The organism is Fervidobacterium sp. (assembly GCA_026419195.1).
GTDB lineage: Bacteria > Thermotogota > Thermotogae > Thermotogales > Fervidobacteriaceae > Fervidobacterium.
In genome coordinates, this window is the sequence record JANZZV010000001.1 from 164,405 (window position 1) to 190,252 (window position 25,848).

Consider the following 25,848-nt stretch of genomic DNA (forward strand, 5'->3'; position numbering starts at 1 on the left):
TGAAAATTAAAGATTAAATGCAGCTTTTAATTCCCTGACCATATCGGTCTTTTCCCATGTGAAATCCGGATCGTTTCTACCAAAATGACCATAAGCAGCTGTCTTTCTGTAGATTGGTCTGAGTAAGTTAAGCTTCTTTATAATAGCACCAGGTCGGAAGTCAAAAAGTTCTGTTATAACTTTAAGGAGTTTTTCTTCATCTACTTTTGCTGTTCCATAAGTGTTAATCATTATTGAAACTGGTCTTGCAACACCTATAGCATAAGCAACTTGAATCATGAACTTATCAGCAAGACCTGCGGCAACAACGTTTTTTGCAACGTATCTTGCAAAGTAATGTGCTGATCTATCCACTTTTGTTGGATCCTTTCCACTGAATGCTCCTCCACCATGTGGTATTGCTCCACCGTATGTATCAACTATTATCTTCCTACCAGTTAATCCGGTATCGGCCGAAGGTCCTCCAAGAACAAACCTTCCAGTTGGGTTAACAAGTATCTTAAGCTTACTGTCTCTTAAATTTTCTGGTATCACGGGTTCAATTACATGTTTAACAAGTGCTTCTTTAATCTCTGGTATGGTTACATCTGGTTCGTGCTGGGTAGAGATAAGCACTGTGTCAACCCTTACCGGTTTATCATTTTCGTCATATTCCACCGTAACTTGAGTCTTTCCATCTGGTCTCAAAAATGGAACTATGCCAGTTTTTCTAACCTCTGTAAGCTTCATGGCGAGTTTGTGTGCAAGCATAATCGGTAATGGCATAAACTCTTCAGTTTCGTTTGTTGCGTACCCAAACATCATACCTTGGTCACCAGCACCGACCTTTTCAAGTTCATCTTCAGCCTTTTGCCCTTCTTTAAACTCAGCTGCTTCGTCAACACCGAGCGCGATATCCGGTGACTGACTGTGAATTGAGGAAAGAACAGCGCATGTTTCACCATCAAAACCGTACTTTGCTCTTGTGTAGCCAATGTCGAGTACAGTCTTTCTAACAATGTCCTGAACATCTACATAAGCCTTCGTTGTTACTTCGCCGGCAACAACAGCAACACCTGTTGTTAAAAGTGTTTCAACAGCTACACGTGCTCTTGGATCCTCTGCAATAATCGCGTCTAAGATGGCATCACTGATTTGATCTGCCATCTTGTCTGGGTGTCCTTCTGTAACACTTTCGCTTGTGAAAAGTCTTCTCATCTCTCTGCCTCCTTTTCATATACTTCTTTTGATATGAACTTTCCACCATCTATTTCGATGCTCACTGGCTTATAAGAACCAGTGAATTTTACTTTTAATTCGATTTTGTTAGGACATTTAGAACCAACGTAAACTTTGTCTATCATAAAAGGTGCACTTCTGTCGTCGTAGTTTATTATAAAATCATATCCAATTCTTAAATGACTTCTGAAAACTTCTCCGCATTTATTGCATTTGATGTACACAACGAGTGCGTTTTTGTCTTTGTAAAAAGGATTCAACTCGAGTTCGTGTTCAGTCTTTTCTCTTCTTTTGAAAAAAAACATCTTAACCCACCTTCTTTGAGTCTCCAAAAATGGCTTTACCCGCGTTTTATTAGGCTAAATGTAAAGGTCCCTTGGTTACCAAAGTCATCGAGAATTTCTATCTTAACATTGTAGTTATTCATTTTCTGCTTGTCAACATCATTTACTTTTATAGAACCAAGGTTGCTATCGCCGTGCAATTTATAGAAACCACGATACATCAAACTTGTCATAATCGTCTTTTCATCGTAAACCTCATATGGTCTTTCCCATAGCTGCATCGGTAGTTCATCAAATATAATATGATACACTAACTTATTAGAAAAGTACATTCTTATTTCCTTAACTCCAAGTAAATTTTTTGCTAATTCTGTGTAAGCCTCCACAGCTATTTTGGGATATTCACCTGAGAAATAATACGTACTTGCGTTAGTGTAGGCATATTCTTTTCCTTCGATTAATATACTTTTCAAAATAACATTTGACTGGACCACTCTCAGTTGATTTTTCTCTATAAATTTCAGTGGGTTGTAAAGAATTTTCTCGTCTTTGCTTCTCACTTCGAAATGCGCGTGTGGCTTTGCTGCCTCACCGGTTCGACCAGAATATCCTATTATTTCCCCTCTGGAGAATTTGATGTCTTCATTTTCAAATTCCACTTCTATTCTTTGCTCGCCAAACTCTGATTTGAGCATTGAAACCAATTTATCCAGTCTTTCTGAAAATTTTGAAAGATGCGCGTATAAAGTTCGATAACCATCCATATGCTCAAGCACAACGGTCATTCCATAAATGCCATTTTTATCTATTTCAAGTCTTACGAGAAACCCGTCGTCGGCAGATTTTATCGGAACACCTTCTTTTAGGAAAGTGCTGAAATCAACTCCCGAATGAAAATGAGGTGCACTTCCCGTTGAACGAAATTCCATAAACGTTGCGGTAACGTAGCTGTTATCAACAGGTACGGCATACAAGGAGAAAACTAATGAAGATAAAATAATCAAAAAATACAAAACTCCAACGCTTTTACTCATTTGCGTTTACCTACCTTTCCTCAAACTGTTTTTTCAAATTAATAATTGACTTTTACATTTTTCAACAACATTTCTTGGACCCTTTAGATCCAAAATTAACGTTCCTTCATCAGTTTGGGATTCTTCTACAATATTCCATTCGAGGTATTCGGAGTACTTCATTATCTTTCCAAAATCAGATTGTCGAACATATATCCTTGCTCTATAGTCGAACATATCTATATATTTGCTTATCTTTTTGTAAAGTTGTTCAAATCCTATACGCTTCTTCGCTGAGATGAAAACGGCATCTGGATATTCATATTTTACCAACTCCAAATAATCCAGGGGAACCAGATCGATCTTGTTGAAAACAACAAAGATAGGCTTCTCAAGGACACCTATTTCCCCAAGTACGTTGTAAGAGGCATTGATTTTATCTTTATAGTTCCTGTCGCTAAGATCTACAAGAAGCATTATCACGTCAGAATATATAATCTCTTCAAGCGTTGAATGAAAAGCTTCTATGAGTGTGTGAGGTAATTTGTTTATAAATCCAACAGTGTCAGATAAGAGAATACATCTGCTATTAGGAAGTTTTACCTTTCGAACAGCTGGACTAAGTGTTGAAAACAGTTTTTCTGATACGACGATGTCTTTTTCATTTGCCAATGCACTCAACAACGTACTTTTGCCTGCATTTGTGTACCCTGCTATTGAAAATATATAATAACCACTTTCAATTCTTGTCTTTCTTGAAATTTGACGCGATATTCTTATCCTACTAAGCTCACGTTTCAAGTAATTTATTCTTTCTTTTATCTTTCTTCTATCCAACTCCAACAAAGTCTCGCCAGGTCCTCTTGTACCTATTCCACCACCTGGATTTGAAAGTTGAACACCTTTTCCTCTTAATCTTGGAAGTTCGTAAGACAATTTTGCCATCTCTATTTGAATTTTTCCTTCTTTTGTCGTGGCGTGTCTGGAGAAGATTTCGAGAATAACTTGAGTTCTGTCAAGCACTTTGAGCTTTGTATATTCCTCTATATTTCTGTATTGAACGGGTGATATTTCATCATCGATTACTATCAAATTTATAGCATTTGCGTAACAAAAGTTCTTAATTTTTTCCAATTTTCCTACTCCTACATAGGTTGCCGAATCCGGATTAACCCTTTTTTGAATAACCTTATCCACCACTTCTATTTCTATAGTGTTGCAAAGTGCTTCAAGCTCTTCGATCGATTCTTCTGCTTTCTTGTTATAAGAACTTTCGACGGCAACCAAGATAGCTCTATCTTTCAAAAAATCAACCAACCCCTTTTTGGATATAAAAATTATTGTTGTTGTTCTTCTTCCGCAGAAGATTGTTCTTCTTCTGTTTTCATTAACATGATATACTCAGATGGTAAAATAGTACTAATCGCATGCTTGTAAATCAACGTTTGCTGTTTTCCGCTTTCGATTAGCACAGTAAAGTTATCAAAAGAACGTACTATTCCCTTGGTTTGAAAGCCGTTGACAAGATAAACCTTAACCTCTATCTTTTTTGTCCTTACTATGTTCAAAAACCGATCTTGAAGGTTGAACTTTTCTTTTGCCACAAAAATCCCCCCAAATAATATATTAAAGTAACGCATTCAAATTATACCATAAGTATCTCATTTTTCAAATACTTAAAGCATCTACTTTACGCAAAATCATTTTTAGTCCCCACAAATATGCTTACAACCTTTCTTGTAATTTTTTGTCTATATTGACAATTTTTTTGGATAATGATACAATAATTTTGGAGGTGGTAATATGCCAATGATGTTACCTAAATGTCCAGTGTGTGGGAAAGCAATGAAGGTGACCCAACTGAAATGTGATGAAGATGGAGTTAGTGTTAGTGGATATTTTGAAGTTCCGGCTTTTTGTTTTTTGGATGAAGAAGATGCTAAGTTTATAATTATGTTTCTTAGAACAAAGGGTAATTTAAAGGAAATGGAAAGACTGACGGGGATAGGTTATTTCGCATTGCGAGGAAGGCTTGACAAAGTACTTGAGAAAATGGGATTAACTCCTATAGAAGAAATGATAGAGGAAACTCAGGGAACCGATGAAGATGTTTTTAAGCTTCTTAGGGAAAAGAAAATAACGGTGGAAGAGGCTATCGCCTTGTTGAAAAGAAAAAAAGCACAAGAGTGAGCTTTTGAAAGTGAGGTGGAGTATCATGGGAGAGATCCCAAACGATATTAGAACAATTCTGGAGGCCTTAGCAAGAAAAGAGATAAGTGTTGAGGAGGCAGAGAAACTTATTTTGATCATTAAACAAAAAGATAATTACAGTAAGAAAAGTGAGAAACGCAGCAAGAGTTTAATTGGAAAAGATTTCGTTCTCGAAAGTGATCAGGAGTATTTGGGAAGTATCGTAGCTGTGAACAGTAACGTTGTTATTAAAGGAAAGGTTATTGGAGATCTTGAATTAGTGTTTAGTGATGTGTACTTTTCAGGAGAAGTTGATGGAAATGTCGAGGCTGTTGGCTGCAAGATAAAATGGGATGGCGGGACTATAAAAGGGAAGCTCGAAATCGTAGGCTGCAATTACTCTGGAATGAAGCCACGTGTAAAAGGTACTGTCAATGAAATTAATAATTTGTTTGTTAATGGTGTTCTTGGTACTGTAAAGTTATTCATAAAACCTATTATATCCGGAATAAAGATAGAAGAATAGGGGGAGTTGGATATGGAGTTAAGAAAGATACTTGAAGCTGTTGAGAAAGGTGACCTGAGCCCCGACGATGCAGAAAAGCTCATAAAAATAATATTTGAGTCGGATGTTTGGGAGGAAAAGGCTTCTAAGTCGGATTCTATTGTCAATACAGTTGTGGAAATTAAAGAAGGCGAGAAAGTAACGAAGAATCTTTCTCTTACCAATGGTAAATTGGTTCTTAAAGGAGAGTTACTTGGTGATGTGTTTGCCGTCAATTCAGATATTGAACTTTTTGGAACACTCAGTGGTAATCTCAGTTGTGTACGGTCCAAAATTTTCTGGAAAGGTGGGGAAGTTAAAGGTGACCTGAACGCTGTAATGTGTAAGGAATTTGGAAATGCGAATGTTTTGGGTAAGAGATACATAGTTTCCTTCAACATTCCGTTTGCTAACAAGATATTCTCAAATAATTCTTTTGTGTTTGAAGATGGAAATTTTGACCTTGGTGTGATTTCCGGAAAACATAACCTGGATAGTTTGAATCGTGAAAAGGTTGTTATCAATGGTCGAACAAATGTAGAGAACGTAAAGTGTGAAGAGCTTTTTGTTAATGGACAGCTTAGTGCAAAGTCGATAAGTTCAGAAGTGATTAACATCTCGAAAGATGGTGAAATTAACTCAGACGAGATTTATGCTGAGAGTGTTACAAATAAAGGAGAATTGAATTCCAAGAATTTAATAATGCAATCAATTAACAACAGTGGGTTAATAAAAGTTGAAAAAGGAGTTATTGAGTCCTTAGATAATGAAGGAGTGATGTTGTGTGAGACACTCGAGATTGAATCAGTCTCAAATAGTGGAAGGATAGAAACCAAACACCTAAGTGCCCAAACAATAAGCAACCAGGGTGAGATATTTGCCGAATTATTTGAGTATGAAAGTCTATCAGGTAACCCAGTTATAAAAAGGTAATTCTGATTTACTACTATAAACTATTTGGAAGAGGTGATCAGTATGTTTTGGGGAGTTATATTACTTTCTGCTGGTATATTCATATTATTAAGTATTGTGCTTTCAGTTACATCTCCAGTTTGGCTTGTACTTGGTAGTGTTGCAATTGTCGGTGGTGTTGTTAGTATGCTTAAGAGTTTCCCGAATGGACTTGGTTTGTCGATCTTAGGTGTACTTATTGTAATCCAGTCTCTTGGGTATTTGAAGATAGGCTTTTGGGAATTTGTTATTGCTATCATTGCAGCAGGATTGATTGAAATAGGACTGAAGATGATATTTTCATCAAAGAATAAATGGAATTAGCAGAAAACAAAATCCGGACGGATACGTCCGGATTTTTTATCTTTCGCTTGACCAATAGTTTGGTGGCTCTTTTGTGATTATGATGTCGTGTGGGTGACTTTCTTTTACTGAAGCGTGTGTAACTCTTATAAACTTCGCCCGTTTTTGTAATTCAAATATATTCATTGCGCCAACGTATCCCATTCCAGCTCTTAGTCCACCAACAAGCTGATAAACAACATCTTTTACAGCTCCTTTGTATGGTACCATACCTTCAACGCCTTCTGGAACAAATTTTTGATTTTGATTTTGGAAGTATCTATCCGCACTTCCTGATTTCATAGCCCCTATTGAACCCATACCTCTGTAAACTTTGTATTTTCTTCCTTGATACAAAACGGTTTCACCTGGTGATTCTTCTGTACCAGCAAAGATACTACCAATCATTACACTTTCTGCACCAGCAGCTAATGCTTTGACAATATCTCCAGAGTACCTAATACCTCCGTCGGCAATAATAGGAATGTCGTACTTTCTTGCCGCTTTTGAACATTGTAAAATAGCACTTAGTTGTGGAACGCCTATGCCCGCTACCACTCTTGTTGTGCATATTGAACCTGGTCCAATACCAACTTTAACAGCATCTGCTCCTGCTTTGATAAGTTCCTCGGTTGCCTCTGCCGTTGCCACATTTCCAGCTATAATAGGTAATTCAGGATATAATTTTTTCAGTTTTTTCACCGTTTCGATGACTTTTTTTGAATGACCGTGTGCAGTATCAACCACTATTACGTCAACCCCAGCTTTAACAAGTGCTTCAACTCTGTCAAATGTGTCTTTTGAGGTACCAACGGCTGCGCCAACGATCAGTCTCCCTTTTGAGTCACGTGCAGCGTTTGGATGTTCTATAACGCTTAGTACGTCTTTTATTGTTATTAATCCCAAAAGTTTGTTCTTATCATCTACTATAGGTAGTTTTTCTATTCTGTGTGTATGAAGTATCTCCTTAGCCTTCTCAAGCGAAATACCTGGATGCGCTACTATCAACCTTTCTCTTGGGGTCATCAGTTCCTTGACTTTCTTAGATACATCCGTTTCAAATCGAACATCTCTGTTTGTCAATAATCCGACCAAGTATCCTTCATCATCTACAACTGGAAAACCACCAATTTTGTACTCGGCCATTAATTTTAACGCGTTGAAAACAGTATCGTTTGGATGTATAACAACAGGGTTTTCAATAACGCCATTTTCCGTACGTTTTACGATCTCCACTTGATGAGCTTGTTCTTTGACAGAAAGGTTTTTGTGGATTATACCTATTCCACCTTCACGGGCAAGTGCCTTTGCAAGTTCACTTTCGGTAACTGTATCCATTGCTGCGCTGACAAGCGGTATGTTAAGCTTTATTTGACGTGTTAATCTGGTGGATACATCAGTATCAGATGGAAGTACTTCACTGTACTGAGGTACTAGTAAGACATCATCAAAAGTTAATGCCTCGTCAAAATGCTCAAACCTTTCTTTGATAACGATTGAAGTGTTATCTTTCTCCAATCTTTTAGTTCTTTTCGGCATCCTTTTTACCTCCATTCTCCCCACGGCTTATTTTTGTGATTTATTCCATTTTGATTGCCTATTTTAATATATAGCTAAAGTAGACCCTTATGGGTCTACTTATCATTATTCATAAATCATTTGTTTGTATTTCTTGGAGCGGGCGACGGGATTCGAACCCGCGGCCCTCAGCTTGGGAAGCTGATGCTCTACCAACTGAGCTACACCCGCTCAAAAATATTGTACGAAAAATTTCTATCTTAGTAGCAGAGCAAGATAATTCAACCAAATTATAACACGAAATTCCAATATTTTCAAGATGTCTAAGGTGATCAGAATTAAGATAGTTTAGAATGTTTCAAAAGTTTGCAAACCCACCAACAAATGGTGTCTGTATCCAGTTGGAACCATTCCAAATGTATTTAACACCAGCAAAGAAGTTGTTGAGTAAGGGGTATGCGATTGTTAATCTCGCATCGGAATTTGTGTCAAGTATTTGACCGTTTTGGAAAGGAGTGTTATCGTACAAATAACCGTATAAAACGAGACCATTCGTACCAGCAACCGCAGGTATTTTTATTACTCCTTCTCCATTTAATAGCCAATTACCTTGAAAATCTCCTTTAAGTCCAGCAAGGATCTTTCCGTAAGGTTCAAGTGTGAAGCCGATCTTTACTATGTACCCCATCTCTTCGTTGTAATTTTCCGGTTTAAACTCAGCTGATTTTCTGATATTAGGATAATTTTTTCCTAAAGCCCAAGGTAAAAATCCATCTGAAGCATAATAAGGTCCAGCTACAATTTGAAGTACACCGAAATCACCGAACAATCCACCAAACGCTCCATAACCTATCTTACCATTGCGCCACATTTGTATGTCTGCTTCCGTTCCAAGTGAAAAACCAAGAAATGGAACTGTTAAAGAAGCACCTGCAATGTATTGGAAAGCCGCATCTTCATCAACTTCCATACCTCCGAACAAAGATAGATCAAAAAACAAAAGTTTTGTAGATACATTTGCCGTGTACAAAGAATCCGATTGCTCAAACGAAAAATTGGAAAGTTGTTTTAGTCGATAAGGAACATGGACCGAGGTATTCAAATTTCCAAGTCTAAGTCCTGCGTCTAAAACGTGAGTGTTCGGTACAAAGTATCCGTTGAAAACGAATCCCATACCGTATGTAATTTGTTTCATAGAACCGTATCTGAACCAGAAGGCTCCCAAATCTAATCCAAACGAAACTATGTTTATGCCATCTATGATATTTGTACTTGGTGGCTGAGAACCGGGAGCGCCAAAGTAAAACTGGCCTGTTGAAAGATCGCTTGTATAAGTCTGCAATGTTACACCAAGCAAAACGGGTCCTATAGTGAATTCTGGACCAAATTCATAGACCATGTAATTTACGTCGTTTACTTTAACTGTTCCAACGTTAAGGTAAAATTGGGAAAAAAGCACTCCTGTTAACAAAACGATAAGTAAGAAAGTTATCTTAAACCTTTTCATATAAGAACACCTCCTTGTTTTGGATAATTAAATTATACCACTTTTAAGTGTAAATACAAAAAAAGCCGGAGACTTGTCTCCGGCATAATGCTGGGTTTATCTCATCCGCCTTTTTGAGCCTATCAGCCTATTAGTTATTTTTTTACCAATTCGTATCCTTTCACAATGGCTTTTTTGTTTATTTCTATTAAAGCTGCTTTGCCACCACTTAGTTTTTTCTCGAGAGCGTCAAACACGCTATCGACTCTTACAACACCAGTTGCTCCGACAACAGCACCAAGCATTACCATGTTGGCTACTTTTAGATTTCCCAATTCATCTGCTATTTCATTACATGGTACTTTTATTACTTTAATATCTTTCCTTGTCACTTCTCTATCTATAACTGATTGATTTAGTAAGAAAAATCCATTCTCTACAACGTATTTCTCAAATTTTAGTAATGAAGGTATGTTCATCGCGACGATAACTTCTGCTTTGTCCGTAACTGGTGAAGCAACTTCTTCGCTGCTAATTACAACTGTACAGTTTGCAGTACCTCCTCTCATTTCAGGACCATATGATGGCATCCATGTAACATGTTTTCCCTCAAACATACCAGCTAAGGATATGATCTGCCCCATTAACATTACACCTTGTCCACCAAATCCCGCAAAAATCATTCTTGTTGTCATTGTTCATCACCTACTTTGTCTACGAAAATACCAAGAGGATATTCAGGTACCATGTGTTCTTCAAGCCACTTAAGGGAAGATATAGGATCGATACCCCAGTTTGTTGGACAAGTTGATAATACTTCCACCATCCCGAAACCTATACCTTTTACCTGCGCTAAAAATGCTTTTCTTATAGCTCTTTTTGTCTTCTGTACATCTTGTGGTGTATTAACTTTTGTTCTGGCAAGAAACGCTACTCCTTTTGTTTCTTTTATTAATTCGGCTACGTGCAATGGATAACCATCGTTTGTTGCACTTCTTCCATACGGTGTTGTCGTGGTTTTCATCCCTAGGAGCGTTGTTGGTGCCATCTGACCGCCGGTCATTCCATAGATAGCGTTGTTAACAAATATTGTGGTTATTTTTTCTCCTCTATTTGCAGCATGAACAATCTCCGCTGTACCTATTGCTGCAAGGTCACCGTCACCTTGGTATGTGAAGGCGTAAAGGTCAGGTCTTGCTCTTTTTATTCCGGTTGCAACAGCTGGTGCTCTTCCATGTGCTGCAACCGTTGCGTCAGTATTGAAAAATTGATATGCAAAAACAGAACATCCAATAGGTGCAACTGCTATTGTTTTTTCCCTTATACCAAGCTCATCGAGTACTTCGGCAATAAGTCTATGTATAATTCCGTGTGTGCAACCAGGACAATAGGTAAATTCTTTTTCCGTTAGGCTTTGTGGTCTTTTGAAAATTACTTGAAATGCCATAGCTATTACCTCCCGATTTTTGACTTCAGAACGTTCAGAATTTCTTCTGGTGTTGGTACAACACCACCAAGTCTGCCATAGTAATCGATTGGTGCGTGGTCTTTGACAGCCAATTTTACATCTTCAAGCATCTGTCCCATATTCATTTCAACGTCGAATATTAATTTTTTACCTTTTGAAATTTCTTCAAGTGTTTCGTATGGAAATGGCCAAAGCGTTATAGGCCTGAACAAACCTACTTTTATACCTTCCTTTCTTGCTTGTTCAACAACACTTTTTGCAATCCTACCTACCGTACCAAACGCTGTAATGACTATATCCGCATCGTCAAGCCTATACTCTTCCCAGCGTTTCTCTGTGTTTTCAATCTCCTTGTATTTTTGAATAAGCTTTAAATTCATCTTTTCAAGGACGTGTGGGTCTATGTCAAACGAAACTATTATGTGCTTTTCTCTTCCATTCGCTCCTGTCAATGCCCAGTCTTCGTGTTTTGGAAGTGTATTTAAATCTCTAAATTCTGGAAATGTAACAGGTTCCATCATTTGACCGATAACACCATCAGCTATTATAACCACGGGTGTTCTGTACTTATCAGCTAAATCAAATGCAAGAACTGTTAAATCAACGGCTTCCTGAACAGTTGATGGTGCAAGTACGATAAGTTTGTAATCTCCGTGTCCCCCACCCTTTGTTGCCTGCCAATAATCTCCTTGAGAAGGTTGGATATCACCTAATCCAGGTCCACCACGCACGACATTGACAAGTACAGCTGGTAATTCAGCACATGCCATGTAAGAAATACCTTCTTGCATAAGACTAAATCCAGGGGAAGAAGTTGAAGTCATAACCCTCGTACCTGTACACGCAGCACCATACAACATATTTACCGTTGCTACTTCACTTTCCGTTTGAAGGAATGTACCATTTACTTCTGGCATCCTTTTTGACATATATTCAGGTAATTCATTCTGTGGTGTTATAGGATATCCAAAAAACAGTCTACAACCTGCTCTGATTGCTGCTTCTCCTATTGCTTCTGTTCCTTTTACAAGTACCCTTTCGCTCATTTAATATTCCCTCCCATTTTATGCACTTTCTACTTCTCTGTATACGGTAATACATACATCAGGACACATATTGTAACAAAAACCACATGCGATACACTTTTCAACGTATTTTGCCTCCGCAGGGTGATAACCCTTTGAATTGAATCCCTCGGAAAATTCAATTACTTTCATAGGACATACGTTGATACACAATCCACATCCTTTACACCTTTCTTGATCGATTTCTATCCTACCTTTGACTTTTGGCATCTTCTCTCCTCCTTAGTAATTTTCCATTTTTATAAATCTTTTGATCTTGAACACAGGATACTTGAAATTATCCTCGCTTATGAACTCAGGTACTACTGTAAATTTTACGGGTATTTCTATCTGCTCTGAGACTTGACCTAGTATCTCCTCGCCTCTTCTTATTAAATCGGCAGTTGTTTCGTAGGAAAGGTTTGCATTGTTTATCAAATAATCCACCTTTATTCTCGCAACTTTTCTCAATTGATCATATGCTCTAATGATTGAATCTACCGTTGATGAAAAAGGTCTTGCAATGTTTACGACCATACTGATTTCAATATCTCCAAGGTAGGGTTTCAGATATCCAAGTACTACTATACCGTTTTCTTCGCCACCAACATCTATGACCGTCTTGTATTCTTTGTTTGATAAGTATCCGATTGCTCCACCAGTTATGATCGGTAGATCTGCGTTTTTCAGAGCTCCTTTTGGGTAAACTGTGACCAGTCCCATATTTTCAAGAATTTGAGCAACATCTCTGGTTCTAAAATACGGGGAAATTATATCACCATCGATTATTGCTACTTTGTCATAATCATTCCTGAGCTTTAACGCCCAATTTATAGCAACTTCCGTTTTTCCGCTACCAAATAAACCTATGAATGCATAATTTTTTGCCATTTCGTTTGCAACCTCACTTTTTTCAACTCAAAGTCTTTCATTTTTCTAATTTGTTTTCCGAATAAATCTTTGCCTCTTCCTGTCCTCTGAGAACTCTTAACGCTCCCATAGCAAGTGCTCTTTCTTCATCTCCGCCGGGAAAGACAAGAACTGGGGCTATAAAACTTGTATATTCAGTAAGCCATTTAACCATAAATTCCTTGTCATAAGCCAAACCACCAGTGAGTACTATAGCATCTACTTCACCTTTCAAAACTGTTGCCATTCTACCTATCCATTTTGCTATTTGATAAGCCATTGCTCTGTACACAAGTTCCGCTTCTTTATTTCCTTGCCTTATCATATTTTGCACAGTTAATCCATCGTTTGTACCCAGATAATCGACCAGCCCGCCAGCACCTTTGATTTTTTTCTTCATTTGGTCTATGTTGTACTTTCCACTGAAGCATAGGTCAATCAATTGAGTTAGTGGTAACGTACCGCTTCTTTCAGGTGTAAATGGTCCGTCTCCATCGAGTGCGTTATTTACGTTAATGACCTTCCCTTTTCTATGTGCACCTATTGATATACCACCACCCATGTGAACAACTATCAGGTTTGTATCTTCGTACCTCTTGCCCAACTGAGCGGCTGCGTTTCTCGCTGTTGCTTTTTGGTTAAGAGCATGAAAAATAGACTTTCTCTTAAACATTGGATGACCTGTGTATCGCGCCAACGGTTCAAGTTCGTCCACAACAACAGGATCCACTATGAATGATGGAATATTGTATTTCTTGGTAAATTCAAAAGCAATCAAAGCACCAAGATTTGATGCATGCTCGCCATTTTTGCCTTCGTAAAGTACCTTGAGCATATCTTCCGTAACTTTGTAAGTACCACTAGGTATAGGGTCCAGAAGTCCTCCTCGACCGACGACAGCATTGAGTTCTGTAGGAGCTATTCCAAGTTCGTGTAGAAACTCTTCAACTATTTTTGCTCTAAATTCGAATTGCTCTGTTAGTTTATTATACGGTGCGAGTTCTTCGGTTGAGTGTCTCAAAGTTTTAACGGATATAAGTTCTTCGTCTTCGAAGACAGCAACCTTTGTACTTGTTGACCCGGGATTTATTGTAAGTATTTTCATCATTACACCATCCTTTCACTAGAAGCTTAAAGCATTTTTATTCGCTCATAAGACAGGTTAAGGCTATCGAAAGTAATTTTGTTTCATCGCTATCAGCTCTTGAAGTTAAGGCAACGGGACATTTTGCACCAACGATAACAGAAGCTACTTTAGCACCGGCTAAGAAAACCATACTTTTGTAGAAAATATTTCCTGCATTTATGTCTGGCATTAAGATTATGTCTGCATCACCTGCGACAGGACTTACTATACCTTTATGTTCAGCTGCCTCTTTTGAAACTGCGTTATCAAGTGCGAAAGGTCCATCGACCAAACAATTTTTTATCTGTCCTCTTTCGTTCATTTTAGATAAAAGTGCTGCATGTACAGTTGCTTCCATCTTTGGATTGACAACTTCTATAGCTCCAACTATGGCAACTTTTGGTTTGTCTATTTCGAGAGCCTTCCGTGTTACAAGTACCGCATTTTCAATAAGATGAATTTTTTGCTCAAGGTCTGGTACGATAGTCATACCAGCATCTGTTACCACCAGTAGCTTGTGATATAAAGGTGTTTCGAAAATACTTACAAGCGACATAGTCCTACCTGTTTTCAAATTATATTCGTCTTTGAGAACTGCTTTCATCAAATCACCAGTTTTGATGTTTCCTTTCATTAGAAAGTGAGCTCTTTTCTCAACAATTGATTTTACGGCATCATCGGCTGGAGTTTTTGAATCAACCAATTCATAATTGGATAAATCAACATTCACTTGATCGGCAGCAATCTTTATTTTATCTTCATTGCCAAAGAGAATCGCATCAACGATACCCTCTCTCCTTGCCATTTCGATGGCTTTTAAAACTACCTCATCATCAGCAGCTGCAACAGAGACTATTTTTTTACCAGCTCTTTTCGCCTTTTCGAGTAATTCGATAAGTTTCTTCATTTTACTTCACCCCACACTTTTATGCTTTCTTCACCATTCAAAACACGTAAGGCGCCGTATGCAAGTGCTTCCATTTCCATTTCACCAGGTACTACAAAAATTGGACCAAATTTGTATATGTAAACCTTTATCATATTAACAAATCTTTCACTGTAAGCCATTCCGCCAGTAAACACGATGGCATCAACTTTTCCTTTCAAGGCCACGCACATGGCACCAATTTCTTGAGCAATTTGATAAGCCATAGCTTCGATAACCTCGAGTGCTTTCGGGTCATCTTCTGCCAATTTGAAAGCTTCCCTAAGATCATTTGTACCGAGGTACGCAGCAAGTCCACCACGCCCAATGAACATTTTCTTAATTTCATCTTTTGTATATTTTCCCGAGTAACATAGCTTTACAACATCACCAACTGGCAACTCACCCGTTCTCTCAACGCTGAACGGACCTTCATCATTTGCGTTGTTCACATCTATCATACGTCCTTTTTCAAAAGGTGCGACAGATATTCCACTTCCAAGGTGCGCAATTACCATGTTAAGCTCACTAAACCTTTTTCCAAGCTCTTCAGCAATTCTGATACCTACTGCTCTCATGTTTGATATATGTGACAAACTCTTTCGCTGTATATCCTTAATACCTGACAGTCTCGCTTCTGGAATCATTTCATCTACGCTAACAGGGTCTGTTATATAAACTGGAAGTTCTTTATTGCAAGATTTTGCAAGTTCATAAGCTATTACTGCAGCTAAATTAGAAGCGTGTTGAACCTTTGTCTTATTCAAAAGATAATCAACCATATTCTCATCAACCAAGTATGTACCACTTTCCACCGGTGGAAGTATTCCACCACGTGCTGCGATAGCATCGAAGTCCTCTAAAGATAAATTGTTTTTCTCGAGAAAAGTAATTATAGCATTTTTCCTCATTTCTTTTTGCTCTATTATATTTTTGTATCTTTCAAGTTCTTCAACGGTGTGGTAGAGATTTTCCTGCAGGATTTTATTTTTTCCTTCAAAAACAGCTACTTTAGTACTTGTTGCACCAGGATTTATTACAAAAATTCTCATATCACATCAACCCTTTCTTTCTTCCATATTCTTCAACTACTTCTCTTAATCTCTTCACACCCTCAATTATCTTTTCTTCTGGTGGCAAGCAGAAAGACAATCTCATCGAAGAAGATTTGCTATCGTCTATAGTAAATGCTTCACCGGGTATATAATATATCTTTTTCTCTTTCGCAGTTTCAAACATCTCCATTGTATCGAAACCTTCTGGGAGAGTCATCCACACAAATAAACCGCCTTGTGGATTGACCCATTTTGTGCCTTTTATATGTGAAAAATTTTCTTCCAAAGCCTTTATCATTGTGTTCTTCTTCCTTCTGTAAAGTTCTATTCCAGGTTTAAGTTGTTCGAATAAATCGTATCTTTCAAGATATCTCGCAGCAATCCTTTGATTTAAACTTGGACTACACAAATCTGCAGCCTGCTTTGCCATAGTAGCTTTTCTGACGAGATCAGGTCTACCAACGATCACTCCGATTCTAAGTCCCGGAGTCAAGATTTTACTAAAGGTGTTAAGTAAAACGACCCTATCTTGTCCAGCCATTTTAAACAATGATGGCAGATGCTCACCTTCGAACCTAAGCATCCCGTATGGATCATCTTCAAGAATAAGCAAATCGTATTTTTCTGCAATTTCTACTAGCCTCTTTCTCTTCTCAAGACTCATTGTGACACCAGCTGGATTATGGAAATTTGGGACGGTGTAAATGAATTTAACCTTTGGGATAAGTCCTTTTTCATCCAAAATCTTCAATCTTTTCTCAAGATAATCAACATCCATTCCATCTTCCTCAAGAGGGATGGTTTCAAATTCAGTAAATGTCATTCTGAAAGCACTTGCCGCACCCAGATAAACTGGAAATTCAACAAAGCATATACTTTCCCTATCTAAGAAAATCCTTGCCATAAGATCCAAAGCTTGTTGAGAACCCGTTGTGAACAACAGATGCTCTCTTCCTATTCCTTCAATTCCATACATCTTCTGAAGAAGTTTAGAAATTTGTCTTACAAGTTCCTCATCACCTTCAGTGGTATTGTACTGTAGTGTATAAGCATAGTCCTTTTCTATAACTTCTTTTGCAATTTCTGCAAGCTCGTGTCTTGGAAATGTATTTGGATCTGGAACTCCTCCTCCAAAAGAAATGGAGCCAGGAACAGACGCATATTTAAGTAACTCTCTAATAAGCGATGACCTTATGCTCTTACCAACTTCAGAAAGCTTGCTTTCTAAGTCCATGCTTAACTCACTCCTTTTTTATGTGTATTCCAAAGGTATTTTAGCAAACATATGCCATACTCGAATGTGTAGTGGAAAATGCATCTACATTGTTTTTTAAAGAGCAAGAAATAAAAATGAGTGTCTGACAATATTGCAACCTATTGCATGCAAAAGTTTGCAATCAATAGAATTTTAGGCAACTTAATCATCTGTAGTTAATTTGCCAAACATAACTGAAAAAATGACAGTTACGTACAGAAAATTCTGTTCTGTCAATTAATAGCTGCAAATTTTACTGTAAAATGACTTTGACAACAAACAAGACAAGGTGGTTACATAATTGTAGTTAGTGTTTTATTATTTTGTTCATTTGTTGTCTTAGGAATATAAAATAAAGGAGGGTAAAGGTATGGTAAAAAAGAACCTACTTTTAGCACCTGGTCCAACTCCGGTTCCGCCTGATATTCTTCTTGAAGGTGCAAGGGACACTATTCACCACAGAACACCGCAATTTGTAAAGATGCTGGAAGAAACGCTTGAATTGACCAAGTACGTGTTTCAAACTCAACATCCTGTGTATGTCTTGACAGCATCAGGAACCGGCGCACTTGAAACTGCTATGGTCAATCTTGTCAATCCCGGCGAGAAGGCAATTATAGTTAATGCAGGAAAATTTGGTGAAAGATGGGTTGAGATAGCAAAATCATACGGTATTATTCCTGTGGAGATTAAGCTTCCGTGGGGTAAAGCAGTTACACCGGAAATGATTGAGAAAGCTATAAGAGAAAATCCGGATGCAAAAGTAGTCTTTACGACCTACAGCGAAACATCAACAGGTACTGTTATCGACATTGAGAATATCGCAAAACTCACAAAAGACACGGACATAATTCTTGTAACGGATGCTGTAAGCGGATTATTGGCAGAGCCGCTGAAGATGGATGAATGGGGTATTGATGTTGTCGTATCAGGTGCTCAAAAAGGTTGGATGTTACCTCCTGGGCTTGCGTTCATAGCGATTAATGACAAGGCGTACGCAAAGGTCGAAAAGTGCACAAACAACAGATATTATTTTGACCTTAGAAGGTATAAAAAAAGTTCTCCAGATAATCCATGGACAACCGCTGTTAATCTTATATATATGCTTAACAAGGCTGTTAAAATGCTGAAAGAAGAAGGGATTGAAAATGTTTGGGCAAGGCATGCACTCTTAGGTGAAGCGACAAGGGCTGCAATAAAGGCATTGGGATTAACGTTCTTCTCAGAAAGGCCAGGTAATGTTCTCACAGCTGTAAATTCTCCAGAAGGTATTCCAGCAAGCAAAATAACAAAAATTATGCGTGATAAATATGGTGTAACAATTGCTGCTGGACAAGAACCTATGAAAGATGAATTATTCAGAATCTCACATCTTGGTTGGGTGAGTCCATTTGATATAATAACTGGTATTTCTGCCCTCGAGTTTACACTTGCCGAACTTGGGTACAAACTAGAACTTGGAAAAGGTGTATTGGCAGCTGAGGAAGTGCTTTTCAAAGGGTTGGTGAAGTAAAATGAGGATTCATATAAACGATCCACTTGATAAGCAAGCGACCGAAAAGCTTGCAGGTCTTCCCGGAATTGTTCTAACATCGCAGCATTATGAAAAAGACGAATTAATAAAAATCATGCCTGAAATAGAAGTGCTTATAGTAAGGAGTGCAACTAAGGTTACTGCGGAAATAATTGAAGCTGGTAAAAACCTTAAGATAATCGGTAGAGCAGGCACAGGACTTGACAACATTGATGTAAAAACTGCCGAATCAAAAGGAATAAAAGTAATAAATACGCCGGGAGCTAACAGCATATCAGTTGCAGAGCTTACAATAGGTTTAATGATCGCTTGTTCCAGACATATAGCAAGGGGTACAAATGACCTAAAGAATGGCAAATGGACTAAGAAAGAACTCGAGGGTCATGAACTGTTTGGCCGAACAGTGGGAATAATTGGATTTGGAAACATAGGAAAAGAAGTTGCTAAAAGATTGTCTGCATTCGATATGAAAATTTTAGCTTACGATCCATATATAAAGGAAACAGATATGAACGTGAAAATAGTTGACCTTGAAACAATTTACAGAGAAAGTGACTACATAACAATACATGTACCTTTAACTCAAGAAACTAAGAACTTGATAAACAAAGAATCAATTTCAAAAATGAAAGATGGGGTAATAATAGTTAACGCAGCACGCGGTGGTATTATAGATGAGGCGGCCTTGTATGAGGGTTTAACAAGTGGTAAGATATACGCAGCGGGGCTCGATGTTTTCGAAGTAGAACCACCAACAGATGACTTGAGACAAAAACTCTTGTCTCTACCAAATGTAGTTGCGACACCACACATTGGTGCATCAACATACGAAGCACAAGAAAGAGTTGGGATCCTTCTCGTCGATAGGTTAATAAAAGAACTATCAACTTAATTTTTACCACTAAGATAATTAGGCAAAAACTTTCTGAACGGGTGCGATTGCACCCGTTTTTTTCACAACAGTTTTATTGTCATTTATAAGTAACGAGTGCTATAATTTTTAGTTACATATATATTTACAACAATAAGTTACCGTTGACAAATCTACTATAGCAATTCTCGCTATTTGTACTGTCACTCTTGACAATTGAGTGCTAATTATATATAATACAAGTGGTAAGTGTGAGAATCAAAAAACTTAGATAGTGGAGGTGGGAGTATGTTGGCAAGAAAAGATTTCTTTGAACCATTTATGGAACTTCAAAAAGAGATTGACAGACTTTTTAGTGAGTTTATGAAACCTCTGAGAACAGACTCCGAATTCTACCCAAGGGTAGATGCTTATGAGACTCAAGATAAAGTTGTACTCGAACTTGAAGTTCCGGGTGTAAAGAAGGAAGAACTTAAGATTACAGTCGAAGATGGAGTTCTTAAAATAAGTGGAGAAAAGAAGAGGGAAAGAGATGAAAAAGGTAGGAACTACAGAATCATCGAAAGAAGCTTTGGAAAGTTTGAAAGATCGTTCATCATACCTGATTATGTTGATGTGAAACACATTACAGCAAGATATAACGAAGGTGTTCTGACATTAGAAATGCCAAAGAAGAAAGAGGAAAAACCAGCTCTTGAAATCAAAATTGAATAAGTTAACAATAGGTTAAAAATCCCCTGCTTTAAAAAGCAGGGGATTTTTGTTTTATTTTTAGATTTCTTAATTTTAATTAAATGTTATAATGCTAGTTAAAAATTAATATATAAATTTGAACTAATATATTTATTGCAAGGTCAAAATGATTAAGATTCAAAAAACAAGGAGGTGATGGTTATGAAAAAGATATTGGCATTAGTTTTGACTCTAGCAGTGGTGGTTGGTATGAGTTTTGAATTATCGGTACTGGGTGGTATGGAACTTGGAGGACGAAGTAGACCATACATTGGTGCAAGGATTGGTACGTTGTCATCTGGAATTTCGTTCATGCTTGAGTCATATTATCCGTTAGGTAGTTTTCAAGAGGTTGAAGAGATAAACATAGGAGAAATAAACTTATTAGAACTTGATCCTTATATTTACTTAGCCTTTCCTCTCTTCACCAATCTAATTTATATTGGAGTAGCTCCAATAATTATATTTGACGTGCAAAATTTAAATTTCTTACTTTATTCAATGGAATTATTTCATGTTAAAGCAGGACTTAGATTTGGACAAGGTATAGTATTTTTCATTGAAGGTATGACTTCTTTGACAACTTCTTTTCAAACTCTTGGCATCTATGCAGTTAGCGCGGGCATAGGTATTGGATTTTAGGAGGTGAATGGAAATGAAGAAAAGTATTATACTTTGTATCATTTTTGTTACTACGATTTTAATATTGTATAGTTGTTCAAATATACCAACTGCGCCATCTACAATACCAAAGGATCCTGCTGGAACAACTAAACCGAATGTGTCCAGTTACTCGACGATAGGGATATACGCAGTTGTTGATAAACAACCAACACTACTACCCATAGCGGTTCCTGATTACGTTAAGCTCCGTGTTAGTGTACCAGGATTTGAAAGTTTATCTCCATCTAATTTTAGAGTTTTTGAAGATAATAAAGAGCAAGGGTTTGTAGTCTATAAAGAGAGTACGGTAAAAAATAAGATAGATATAGCAATAATCCTTGATGTTACAGGTAGTATGTCTCCATCAATTCAAGGAGCCAAGAACAGCATAATAGCATTCTCACAGGCTCTTAAAGATAGTGGTCTAGATGTTAGAATAGGTGTTGTACCTTTCGATGATTACGTAAATCCACCGAGTGATATCGAAATAGAATTCCCGTATCTTGATCTTTCCTCTCCAGACAAAGCTAAAGACTATGTTTCGGAGCTTTATGCTGGATTCGGGGGTGATACTCCTGAAAATCCATACGATGCTATTATGTTTGCAGCTACTGCTCTTGAATGGAGAGTGGGTTCGCAAAAATCGATGATTATTATCACTGATGCGCCCGCTCATTACAAAGGTGATGGAACTTCGTTTGCACATTTTACTAAATCAGAGCTGTTACCTTATCTTGTTGGGTATTTTACGATTCACGGTGCTTTTGTACCGGGTTCCTTTTATTCAACATCTGCCTCAAGTTTTTCTGCCGAGAATGATCCAAGAGAGATTTGTCAAAAAACAGGAGGGGTTATAACTTATACAGATTCTTATGGAAATGTTGATTTAACTGCTCTCGGAATTGTGGAATATGTTGAGTCTTCCTGGATAGTTGCATTTGAAAGCGATTCTTCAGCTCCATCCCATACTATAGAAGTATTTTTCGAGGCTGGAACCACAAAGAAATATACTAAATTAGAAAATGTTACTTACTAAAAACTGAAAACCAAAAGGCCCCCATATTATTGGGGGCTTTCCATTTTGTCTGCTATGACAAAATCATCCAAATATCGCGTATTCTATATCCTTTTTTTCGATTTCTTTCCATTCTCCTTTTTCAAGACCGTGGAGAGTTAAATTTCCAATTCTGATTCTTGTAATCTTTTCCCACGAGCTCAAACCAAGTGCGGCACACATACGTTTTATTTGGTGATACTTACCTTCAACGATGACAATTGAGACAGTTCTTTCGTCCACTTGCTCTATTTTCCCAGGTAACGTTTTTATTCCAGGTTGTATATACAGACCTTCTTGTATCGTATTTTTCATATGTTCAGTCACTGTTATCTGATTTTGAAATTGTATTATATATTCTTTTTCCACATGGCTTTTCGGTGAAATTACTTTATGTGTAAATTCCCCGTCATTTGTTAATATAAGTAATCCTTCAACGTCTTTATCGAGCCTACCGGCTATGTGTAGTTCTTTGATATAAGGATGAACTACTAGATTCATTACAGTTGGTTCTCTCTCTGATGTTGTTGAAACAAAACCAGCAGGTTTATACAGTATGATGTAAACATTGCGGTGTGGAGCTATTTTTTCTCCATCGAACGTTACAACATCGGATGACATTATGTGATACGAAGGATCCGTTATCACTTTTCCATTAACTCTGACTCTTTCTTGCTTTATGTATTTTTTGACCTCGCTTCGTGTTCCAACATGTGCGTTAGACAAAAATTTGTCAAGTCTTGTCTTATCCATTTTCGTTTCCTCTCGGTGGCTCGCACAAATCATGTACGAGAATTTTAGAAATTTCAATTGGCATTCTTAATTGCTTCAATGATTTTTATAACTTCAACGTTTTCTTTTACATCATGTACTCTTACGATATTCACGTTTTTCATTGCGCAGTAAGCAGTTATCGCGAGCGTACCATTCAACCTTTCCTCAGTCGGTAAGTTAAGAATCGCACCTATCATTGATTTTCTGCTTGCACCTATAAGGATTGGTTTACCAAGTGTCTTGAATTTATCAATATTTTTTAAAATTTCCAGGTTGTGATCCAAGTTTTTTCCAAAACCGATTCCTGGGTCAATTATTATGTCTTTTATACCATTTTTGTGGGCAAATTCTATCCGCTCTTTGAAAAACTCGATTATTTCTTTCACAACGTCATTATATTGCGGGTTTTGTTGCATTGTCTTTGGGGTACCTTTCATGTGCATCAAAATGACTGGACATTTGTAATGTGCAATTATATTTACCATGTTTTCATCCATTCTAAGAGCACTTACGTCATTGATTATGTCTGCACCGTTTTCCAAAGATTGTCTTGCTACTTCTGATTTGTACGTGTCGACGGAGATTGGAATTTCAAAATGCTTTCTGATCGCTTTTACTGCAGGTATTACTCGTTTAAGTTCTTCTTCGAGAGGAACAGGTTCGGAACCTGGTCGCGTACTTTCACCACCGATATCTATTATTTGCACCCCATAATTTATCATTTCTTCTACCTTTTTTAGTAAGTTAAATTCATCCACTCGACTGTTCGGGTAAAAGGAATCAGGTGTCATATTTATGATTCCCATTACAACCGTTCTTTGAGGTGATAGCAGTTTTGATAAGTCCATTTTCACACCTCTTTACTTTTCTCTGATTTTTCTTATCTCTATACCTTTTATAAAAACAGAAGGCGGATTTTTTGGGATCATTACGTCACCATATAAAGCACTTGAAACTACTAAGAATTTTCTATCGGAAGATTCTTTAAATTCTAATTTACTGTTTATTTGGAACGTTCTTCTATTTGCAAACTCGTAGTAAAATCCGTTGTGTACATAGGTATCTCTGAAAACTTGATAGCTTTCTGGTGAAATTGCGATGGCTCTGTAAGTTACTCTTTTAACTTTTTCATCAATGTATTCGTCAAATGTAAACTTTGATTCCGAAGAACGTGGATTTGAAATTCTTATCTTAGGATTTTCAAGTGCGTGTTTTGTAAAGTCGTATCTGATATAGTTCAATATATGAAATGTTCTCAATTCTCTGCTGTTTCTCAATAACACATGATTTGCGTGGATGATAACATAGCTAAGTGTATCTAAAGCAGATATCAAAATCAACGTGGAAACAACAATAACAACAAGCAGTTCGATATAATTCATGAAAATGAACCCCTACCCCCTCGAGATACTTGAGAAATAAACTAGAACAGTAAACAATATGGATAGTAAGATCACAATTAAAGTGTTCAGAGATTAAATTTTTCTTTTGGTGCATATGATTTTGCTATTTTGTCTAAAATTCCATTAACAAATTTTCCGCTCTCTTCTGAAGCATACTTTTTGGATATTTCTATCATTTCATCAAGTGTTACTTCAATAGGTACATCCATTTCATACATCAATTCGTAAGTTCCAAGTCTTAAAACGCTGCGCTCAAGATGAGAAACACGTTGAAAATCCCAATTTATGAGCTGCTGAGAAATGATAGAATCAAGTTCGTCCAATCTTTCATAAATTCCTCTTGCGTATCTCTCAACATCTGTTTTGAGTTTTGATTCTTTTATCTTACTACTAAGTTCGTTTAAAATATCTTCGAATTCACTTGGCCTAAAATCAAGTTGAAATAAGATTTTGACTACTATTTCTCTGAGTACCCTTCTTTTAGATACCAATTTAGTTCCACTCCTGTCTAATTAAACGATGTTCAAATCATGTTTTGTTTTCAAATACGTTATTCACTGTAATGTTAACAGCTTCGACAATTTTATCTGTCATTTGGGAGACGTTTTCACTAACATTTTTCATAACGTTTCTGGAAAATTCGACGATGTTTTCTCCGTAAGGTACGTCGAGTTTGATGTTGATTATTATGTTATCTTCGGGTGTTCGTTCAACATTTATGTTTTTCCGCTGTTTTTTGAAATCCCTATCATCTGGTTCAATACCGTAAACAGAACAGATAGCTCTGTAGGTTATTTCTATTATTACGTTATCTGAAACAGTTATGTTTCCCATTTTTTCACCTCTCTTCATTAATCTAGAACTTTTATGGTCGTTAAGCTCTTTCAATATATTCACCTGTTCTGGTGTCAACTTTTATTTTATCACCGACATTTATGAAAAATGGTACTGTGATTTTTAAACCTGTTTGAAGAACAGCTGGTTTACCTCCACCTGAAACTGTATCGCCTTTAAAGTTAGGTTCTGTTTCTATCACCTGAAGCACAACAGTTGTTGGTAATTGGATACCAATTGGTTTTTCATCATGCATAACAAGATCTACTTGCGTGTTTTCAATCAGGTAGTACTTTGCTTCATCAACTTCCACTTCTGGAATTGCATATTGTTCGTATGATTGTATATCCATAAAATAATAATTTTCTCCATCATTGTAAAGATATTCGGCTTTTCTAAATGAAAGTTCCGCCTCTTCTACTTTTTCACCGCTGGAGAAGTTTGCATCTCGAATCAATCCTGTGGAAAGATTTTTTAGTTTTGTTCTTATCAAGCCAGAGCCACGCGCTCTGAAATGTTTGTTAACATCGATAACTCTGTATATGTCGCCTTCATACTTAATGTACATACCTTTTTCAAGATCTCCTACTTCTATCATCCGCACACCTCCAAGTCGTTTTATATTATTGATAACA

General features: G+C 37.2%; 31 protein-coding genes and 1 tRNA gene. 9 read left to right on the forward strand and 23 right to left on the reverse strand.

The window, feature by feature from the left end; all coding sequences use genetic code 11:
- Positions 1 to 6: 6 nt before the first annotated feature.
- From metK to hfq, 5 genes are read right to left on the reverse strand one after another with little or no spacing between them, the layout of a single operon-like run.
- The gene (metK, locus tag N2Z58_00740) at positions 7 to 1,197 is read right to left on the reverse strand and encodes a methionine adenosyltransferase (GenBank protein ID MCX7653197.1); all 1,191 of its coding nucleotides are present in this window, start codon (positions 1,195 to 1,197) and stop codon (positions 7 to 9) included.
- A complete protein-coding gene (locus N2Z58_00745; GenBank protein ID MCX7653198.1) occupies positions 1,194 to 1,523 on the reverse strand; it encodes a hypothetical protein in 330 nt (109 codons plus the stop codon). Before N2Z58_00745 ends, metK begins: the two co-directional genes overlap by 4 nt.
- A gap of 35 nt (positions 1,524 to 1,558) precedes the next feature.
- The gene (locus tag N2Z58_00750; protein ID MCX7653199.1) at positions 1,559 to 2,536 is read right to left on the reverse strand and encodes a M23 family metallopeptidase; all 978 of its coding nucleotides are present in this window, start codon (positions 2,534 to 2,536) and stop codon (positions 1,559 to 1,561) included.
- A 33-nt stretch (positions 2,537 to 2,569) separates the two neighbouring features.
- Positions 2,570 to 3,820, reverse strand: a complete 1,251-nt coding sequence (gene hflX, locus N2Z58_00755) for a GTPase HflX (protein ID MCX7653200.1) — start codon at positions 3,818 to 3,820, stop codon at positions 2,570 to 2,572.
- A gap of 32 nt (positions 3,821 to 3,852) precedes the next feature.
- The gene (hfq, locus tag N2Z58_00760; GenBank protein MCX7653201.1) at positions 3,853 to 4,155 is read right to left on the reverse strand and encodes an RNA chaperone Hfq; all 303 of its coding nucleotides are present in this window, start codon (positions 4,153 to 4,155) and stop codon (positions 3,853 to 3,855) included.
- Positions 4,156 to 4,318: 163 nt separating this feature from the next.
- On the opposite strand from hfq, the gene N2Z58_00765 reads away from it, so the two are divergent.
- From N2Z58_00765 to N2Z58_00780, 4 genes are read left to right on the forward strand one after another with little or no spacing between them, the layout of a single operon-like run.
- Positions 4,319 to 4,705 carry a DUF2089 domain-containing protein gene (locus N2Z58_00765; protein ID MCX7653202.1) on the forward strand — a complete coding sequence of 129 codons (387 nt, stop codon included), beginning with the start codon at positions 4,319 to 4,321 and terminating at the stop codon, positions 4,703 to 4,705.
- Between the two features lie 25 nt (positions 4,706 to 4,730).
- The gene (locus N2Z58_00770) at positions 4,731 to 5,231 is read left to right on the forward strand and encodes a DUF2089 domain-containing protein (GenBank protein MCX7653203.1); all 501 of its coding nucleotides are present in this window, start codon (positions 4,731 to 4,733) and stop codon (positions 5,229 to 5,231) included.
- 12 nt (positions 5,232 to 5,243) lie between these two features.
- The gene (locus N2Z58_00775; GenBank protein MCX7653204.1) at positions 5,244 to 6,182 is read left to right on the forward strand and encodes a hypothetical protein; all 939 of its coding nucleotides are present in this window, start codon (positions 5,244 to 5,246) and stop codon (positions 6,180 to 6,182) included.
- A gap of 42 nt (positions 6,183 to 6,224) precedes the next feature.
- A complete protein-coding gene (locus tag N2Z58_00780) occupies positions 6,225 to 6,524 on the forward strand; it encodes a hypothetical protein (GenBank protein ID MCX7653205.1) in 300 nt (99 codons plus the stop codon).
- 36 nt (positions 6,525 to 6,560) lie between these two features.
- Here the strand turns inward: N2Z58_00780 and guaB are convergent, their stop codons facing one another.
- From guaB to N2Z58_00840, 12 genes are all read right to left on the reverse strand, one after another.
- Entirely contained in the window at positions 6,561 to 8,081 is a 1,521-nt protein-coding gene (guaB, locus tag N2Z58_00785) for an IMP dehydrogenase (protein MCX7653206.1), read from the reverse strand.
- Between the two features lie 134 nt (positions 8,082 to 8,215).
- Positions 8,216 to 8,291 (reverse strand) — tRNA-Gly (locus N2Z58_00790).
- A gap of 127 nt (positions 8,292 to 8,418) precedes the next feature.
- Entirely contained in the window at positions 8,419 to 9,567 is a 1,149-nt protein-coding gene (locus N2Z58_00795) for a hypothetical protein (GenBank protein ID MCX7653207.1), read from the reverse strand.
- Between the two features lie 134 nt (positions 9,568 to 9,701).
- Positions 9,702 to 10,241, reverse strand: coding sequence for a 2-oxoacid:acceptor oxidoreductase family protein (locus N2Z58_00800; protein ID MCX7653208.1), 540 nt, complete (start codon positions 10,239 to 10,241; stop codon positions 9,702 to 9,704).
- Positions 10,238 to 10,993: a thiamine pyrophosphate-dependent enzyme gene (locus tag N2Z58_00805; protein ID MCX7653209.1), complete on the reverse strand. Its 756-nt coding sequence runs from the start codon at positions 10,991 to 10,993 to the stop codon at positions 10,238 to 10,240. The genes N2Z58_00800 and N2Z58_00805 overlap by 4 nt, the downstream gene beginning before the upstream one ends.
- Positions 10,994 to 10,998: 5 nt before the next feature.
- Positions 10,999 to 12,060 carry a 3-methyl-2-oxobutanoate dehydrogenase subunit VorB gene (locus N2Z58_00810; GenBank protein MCX7653210.1) on the reverse strand — a complete coding sequence of 354 codons (1,062 nt, stop codon included), beginning with the start codon at positions 12,058 to 12,060 and terminating at the stop codon, positions 10,999 to 11,001.
- An 18-nt stretch (positions 12,061 to 12,078) separates the two neighbouring features.
- Complete coding sequence (locus tag N2Z58_00815) at positions 12,079 to 12,309, reverse strand: ferredoxin family protein (GenBank protein MCX7653211.1); 231 nt, start codon at positions 12,307 to 12,309, stop codon at positions 12,079 to 12,081.
- Between the two features lie 12 nt (positions 12,310 to 12,321).
- On the reverse strand, positions 12,322 to 12,969 hold the full coding sequence (locus tag N2Z58_00820; protein ID MCX7653212.1) for a cobalamin biosynthesis protein CobQ: 648 nt from the start codon (positions 12,967 to 12,969) through the stop codon (positions 12,322 to 12,324).
- Between the two features lie 37 nt (positions 12,970 to 13,006).
- Positions 13,007 to 14,095 (reverse strand): butyrate kinase, encoded by a 1,089-nt coding sequence (gene buk / locus N2Z58_00825; GenBank protein ID MCX7653213.1) that lies wholly within the window; start codon positions 14,093 to 14,095, stop codon positions 13,007 to 13,009.
- A gap of 34 nt (positions 14,096 to 14,129) precedes the next feature.
- On the reverse strand, positions 14,130 to 15,020 hold the full coding sequence (locus N2Z58_00830) for a bifunctional enoyl-CoA hydratase/phosphate acetyltransferase (protein MCX7653214.1): 891 nt from the start codon (positions 15,018 to 15,020) through the stop codon (positions 14,130 to 14,132).
- Entirely contained in the window at positions 15,017 to 16,090 is a 1,074-nt protein-coding gene (gene buk / locus N2Z58_00835; protein ID MCX7653215.1) for a butyrate kinase, read from the reverse strand. Before buk (N2Z58_00835) ends, N2Z58_00830 begins: the two co-directional genes overlap by 4 nt.
- Before the next feature lies 1 nt (position 16,091).
- The gene (locus tag N2Z58_00840; GenBank protein ID MCX7653216.1) at positions 16,092 to 17,327 is read right to left on the reverse strand and encodes a PLP-dependent aminotransferase family protein; all 1,236 of its coding nucleotides are present in this window, start codon (positions 17,325 to 17,327) and stop codon (positions 16,092 to 16,094) included.
- A gap of 391 nt (positions 17,328 to 17,718) precedes the next feature.
- Here N2Z58_00840 and N2Z58_00845 point away from each other — a divergent pair, with 391 nt between their 5' ends.
- The 5 genes from N2Z58_00845 to N2Z58_00865 all read left to right on the forward strand — a co-directional run bounded on the left by N2Z58_00845 (position 17,719) and on the right by N2Z58_00865 (position 22,184).
- Complete coding sequence (locus tag N2Z58_00845; protein ID MCX7653217.1) at positions 17,719 to 18,861, forward strand: alanine--glyoxylate aminotransferase family protein; 1,143 nt, start codon at positions 17,719 to 17,721, stop codon at positions 18,859 to 18,861.
- A 1-nt stretch (position 18,862) separates the two neighbouring features.
- Positions 18,863 to 19,774 carry a 3-phosphoglycerate dehydrogenase gene (locus tag N2Z58_00850; GenBank protein ID MCX7653218.1) on the forward strand — a complete coding sequence of 304 codons (912 nt, stop codon included), beginning with the start codon at positions 18,863 to 18,865 and terminating at the stop codon, positions 19,772 to 19,774.
- A gap of 267 nt (positions 19,775 to 20,041) precedes the next feature.
- Positions 20,042 to 20,467 carry an Hsp20/alpha crystallin family protein gene (locus N2Z58_00855; protein ID MCX7653219.1) on the forward strand — a complete coding sequence of 142 codons (426 nt, stop codon included), beginning with the start codon at positions 20,042 to 20,044 and terminating at the stop codon, positions 20,465 to 20,467.
- A 180-nt stretch (positions 20,468 to 20,647) separates the two neighbouring features.
- Positions 20,648 to 21,127 carry a hypothetical protein gene (locus N2Z58_00860; GenBank protein ID MCX7653220.1) on the forward strand — a complete coding sequence of 160 codons (480 nt, stop codon included), beginning with the start codon at positions 20,648 to 20,650 and terminating at the stop codon, positions 21,125 to 21,127.
- 13 nt (positions 21,128 to 21,140) lie between these two features.
- Positions 21,141 to 22,184, forward strand: coding sequence for a VWA domain-containing protein (locus tag N2Z58_00865; protein ID MCX7653221.1), 1,044 nt, complete (start codon positions 21,141 to 21,143; stop codon positions 22,182 to 22,184).
- 63 nt (positions 22,185 to 22,247) lie between these two features.
- Here the strand turns inward: N2Z58_00865 and N2Z58_00870 are convergent, their stop codons facing one another.
- From N2Z58_00870 to efp, 6 genes are all read right to left on the reverse strand, one after another.
- A complete protein-coding gene (locus tag N2Z58_00870) occupies positions 22,248 to 22,955 on the reverse strand; it encodes an rRNA pseudouridine synthase (protein MCX7653222.1) in 708 nt (235 codons plus the stop codon).
- Between the two features lie 53 nt (positions 22,956 to 23,008).
- Complete coding sequence (gene folP / locus N2Z58_00875; protein ID MCX7653223.1) at positions 23,009 to 23,824, reverse strand: dihydropteroate synthase; 816 nt, start codon at positions 23,822 to 23,824, stop codon at positions 23,009 to 23,011.
- A 12-nt stretch (positions 23,825 to 23,836) separates the two neighbouring features.
- Positions 23,837 to 24,358 carry a hypothetical protein gene (locus N2Z58_00880; protein ID MCX7653224.1) on the reverse strand — a complete coding sequence of 174 codons (522 nt, stop codon included), beginning with the start codon at positions 24,356 to 24,358 and terminating at the stop codon, positions 23,837 to 23,839.
- Between the two features lie 86 nt (positions 24,359 to 24,444).
- Complete coding sequence (nusB, locus tag N2Z58_00885) at positions 24,445 to 24,870, reverse strand: transcription antitermination factor NusB (protein MCX7653225.1); 426 nt, start codon at positions 24,868 to 24,870, stop codon at positions 24,445 to 24,447.
- Positions 24,871 to 24,907: 37 nt separating this feature from the next.
- Positions 24,908 to 25,213: an Asp23/Gls24 family envelope stress response protein gene (locus N2Z58_00890; GenBank protein MCX7653226.1), complete on the reverse strand. Its 306-nt coding sequence runs from the start codon at positions 25,211 to 25,213 to the stop codon at positions 24,908 to 24,910.
- A gap of 40 nt (positions 25,214 to 25,253) precedes the next feature.
- Entirely contained in the window at positions 25,254 to 25,811 is a 558-nt protein-coding gene (efp, locus tag N2Z58_00895; GenBank protein ID MCX7653227.1) for an elongation factor P, read from the reverse strand.
- Between the last annotated feature and the right edge of the window lie 37 nt (positions 25,812 to 25,848).

What these genes read in the sequence shown, in the direction of transcription:
- folP (MCX7653223.1), bottom strand. Translation starts at nt 23,824, where the DNA reads ATGGACTTATCAAAACTGCTATCACCTCAAAGAACGGTTGTAATGGGA.
- N2Z58_00815 (MCX7653211.1), bottom strand. Translation starts at nt 12,309, where the DNA reads ATGCCAAAAGTCAAAGGTAGGATAGAAATCGATCAAGAAAGGTGTAAA.
- N2Z58_00750 (MCX7653199.1), bottom strand. Translation starts at nt 2,536, where the DNA reads ATGAGTAAAAGCGTTGGAGTTTTGTATTTTTTGATTATTTTATCTTCA.
- buk (MCX7653213.1), bottom strand. Translation starts at nt 14,095, where the DNA reads ATGATGAAAATACTTACAATAAATCCCGGGTCAACAAGTACAAAGGTT.
- N2Z58_00855 (MCX7653219.1), top strand. Translation starts at nt 20,042, where the DNA reads ATGTTGGCAAGAAAAGATTTCTTTGAACCATTTATGGAACTTCAAAAA.
- N2Z58_00830 (MCX7653214.1), bottom strand. Translation starts at nt 15,020, where the DNA reads ATGAAGAAACTTATCGAATTACTCGAAAAGGCGAAAAGAGCTGGTAAA.
- N2Z58_00820 (MCX7653212.1), bottom strand. Translation starts at nt 12,969, where the DNA reads ATGGCAAAAAATTATGCATTCATAGGTTTATTTGGTAGCGGAAAAACG.
- metK (MCX7653197.1), bottom strand. Translation starts at nt 1,197, where the DNA reads ATGAGAAGACTTTTCACAAGCGAAAGTGTTACAGAAGGACACCCAGAC.
- N2Z58_00765 (MCX7653202.1), top strand. Translation starts at nt 4,319, where the DNA reads ATGCCAATGATGTTACCTAAATGTCCAGTGTGTGGGAAAGCAATGAAG.
- N2Z58_00800 (MCX7653208.1), bottom strand. Translation starts at nt 10,241, where the DNA reads ATGACAACAAGAATGATTTTTGCGGGATTTGGTGGACAAGGTGTAATG.
- N2Z58_00805 (MCX7653209.1), bottom strand. Translation starts at nt 10,993, where the DNA reads ATGGCATTTCAAGTAATTTTCAAAAGACCACAAAGCCTAACGGAAAAA.
- N2Z58_00775 (MCX7653204.1), top strand. Translation starts at nt 5,244, where the DNA reads ATGGAGTTAAGAAAGATACTTGAAGCTGTTGAGAAAGGTGACCTGAGC.
- N2Z58_00810 (MCX7653210.1), bottom strand. Translation starts at nt 12,060, where the DNA reads ATGAGCGAAAGGGTACTTGTAAAAGGAACAGAAGCAATAGGAGAAGCA.
- N2Z58_00840 (MCX7653216.1), bottom strand. Translation starts at nt 17,327, where the DNA reads ATGGACTTAGAAAGCAAGCTTTCTGAAGTTGGTAAGAGCATAAGGTCA.
- N2Z58_00860 (MCX7653220.1), top strand. Translation starts at nt 20,648, where the DNA reads ATGAAAAAGATATTGGCATTAGTTTTGACTCTAGCAGTGGTGGTTGGT.
- buk (MCX7653215.1), bottom strand. Translation starts at nt 16,090, where the DNA reads ATGAGAATTTTTGTAATAAATCCTGGTGCAACAAGTACTAAAGTAGCT.
- N2Z58_00880 (MCX7653224.1), bottom strand. Translation starts at nt 24,358, where the DNA reads ATGAATTATATCGAACTGCTTGTTGTTATTGTTGTTTCCACGTTGATT.
- guaB (MCX7653206.1), bottom strand. Translation starts at nt 8,081, where the DNA reads ATGCCGAAAAGAACTAAAAGATTGGAGAAAGATAACACTTCAATCGTT.
- N2Z58_00745 (MCX7653198.1), bottom strand. Translation starts at nt 1,523, where the DNA reads ATGTTTTTTTTCAAAAGAAGAGAAAAGACTGAACACGAACTCGAGTTG.
- N2Z58_00845 (MCX7653217.1), top strand. Translation starts at nt 17,719, where the DNA reads ATGGTAAAAAAGAACCTACTTTTAGCACCTGGTCCAACTCCGGTTCCG.
- N2Z58_00890 (MCX7653226.1), bottom strand. Translation starts at nt 25,213, where the DNA reads ATGGGAAACATAACTGTTTCAGATAACGTAATAATAGAAATAACCTAC.
- N2Z58_00780 (MCX7653205.1), top strand. Translation starts at nt 6,225, where the DNA reads ATGTTTTGGGGAGTTATATTACTTTCTGCTGGTATATTCATATTATTA.
- hfq (MCX7653201.1), bottom strand. Translation starts at nt 4,155, where the DNA reads ATGCGTTACTTTAATATATTATTTGGGGGGATTTTTGTGGCAAAAGAA.
- N2Z58_00850 (MCX7653218.1), top strand. Translation starts at nt 18,863, where the DNA reads ATGAGGATTCATATAAACGATCCACTTGATAAGCAAGCGACCGAAAAG.
- N2Z58_00795 (MCX7653207.1), bottom strand. Translation starts at nt 9,567, where the DNA reads ATGAAAAGGTTTAAGATAACTTTCTTACTTATCGTTTTGTTAACAGGA.
- N2Z58_00770 (MCX7653203.1), top strand. Translation starts at nt 4,731, where the DNA reads ATGGGAGAGATCCCAAACGATATTAGAACAATTCTGGAGGCCTTAGCA.
- N2Z58_00870 (MCX7653222.1), bottom strand. Translation starts at nt 22,955, where the DNA reads ATGGATAAGACAAGACTTGACAAATTTTTGTCTAACGCACATGTTGGA.
- N2Z58_00865 (MCX7653221.1), top strand. Translation starts at nt 21,141, where the DNA reads ATGAAGAAAAGTATTATACTTTGTATCATTTTTGTTACTACGATTTTA.
- efp (MCX7653227.1), bottom strand. Translation starts at nt 25,811, where the DNA reads ATGATAGAAGTAGGAGATCTTGAAAAAGGTATGTACATTAAGTATGAA.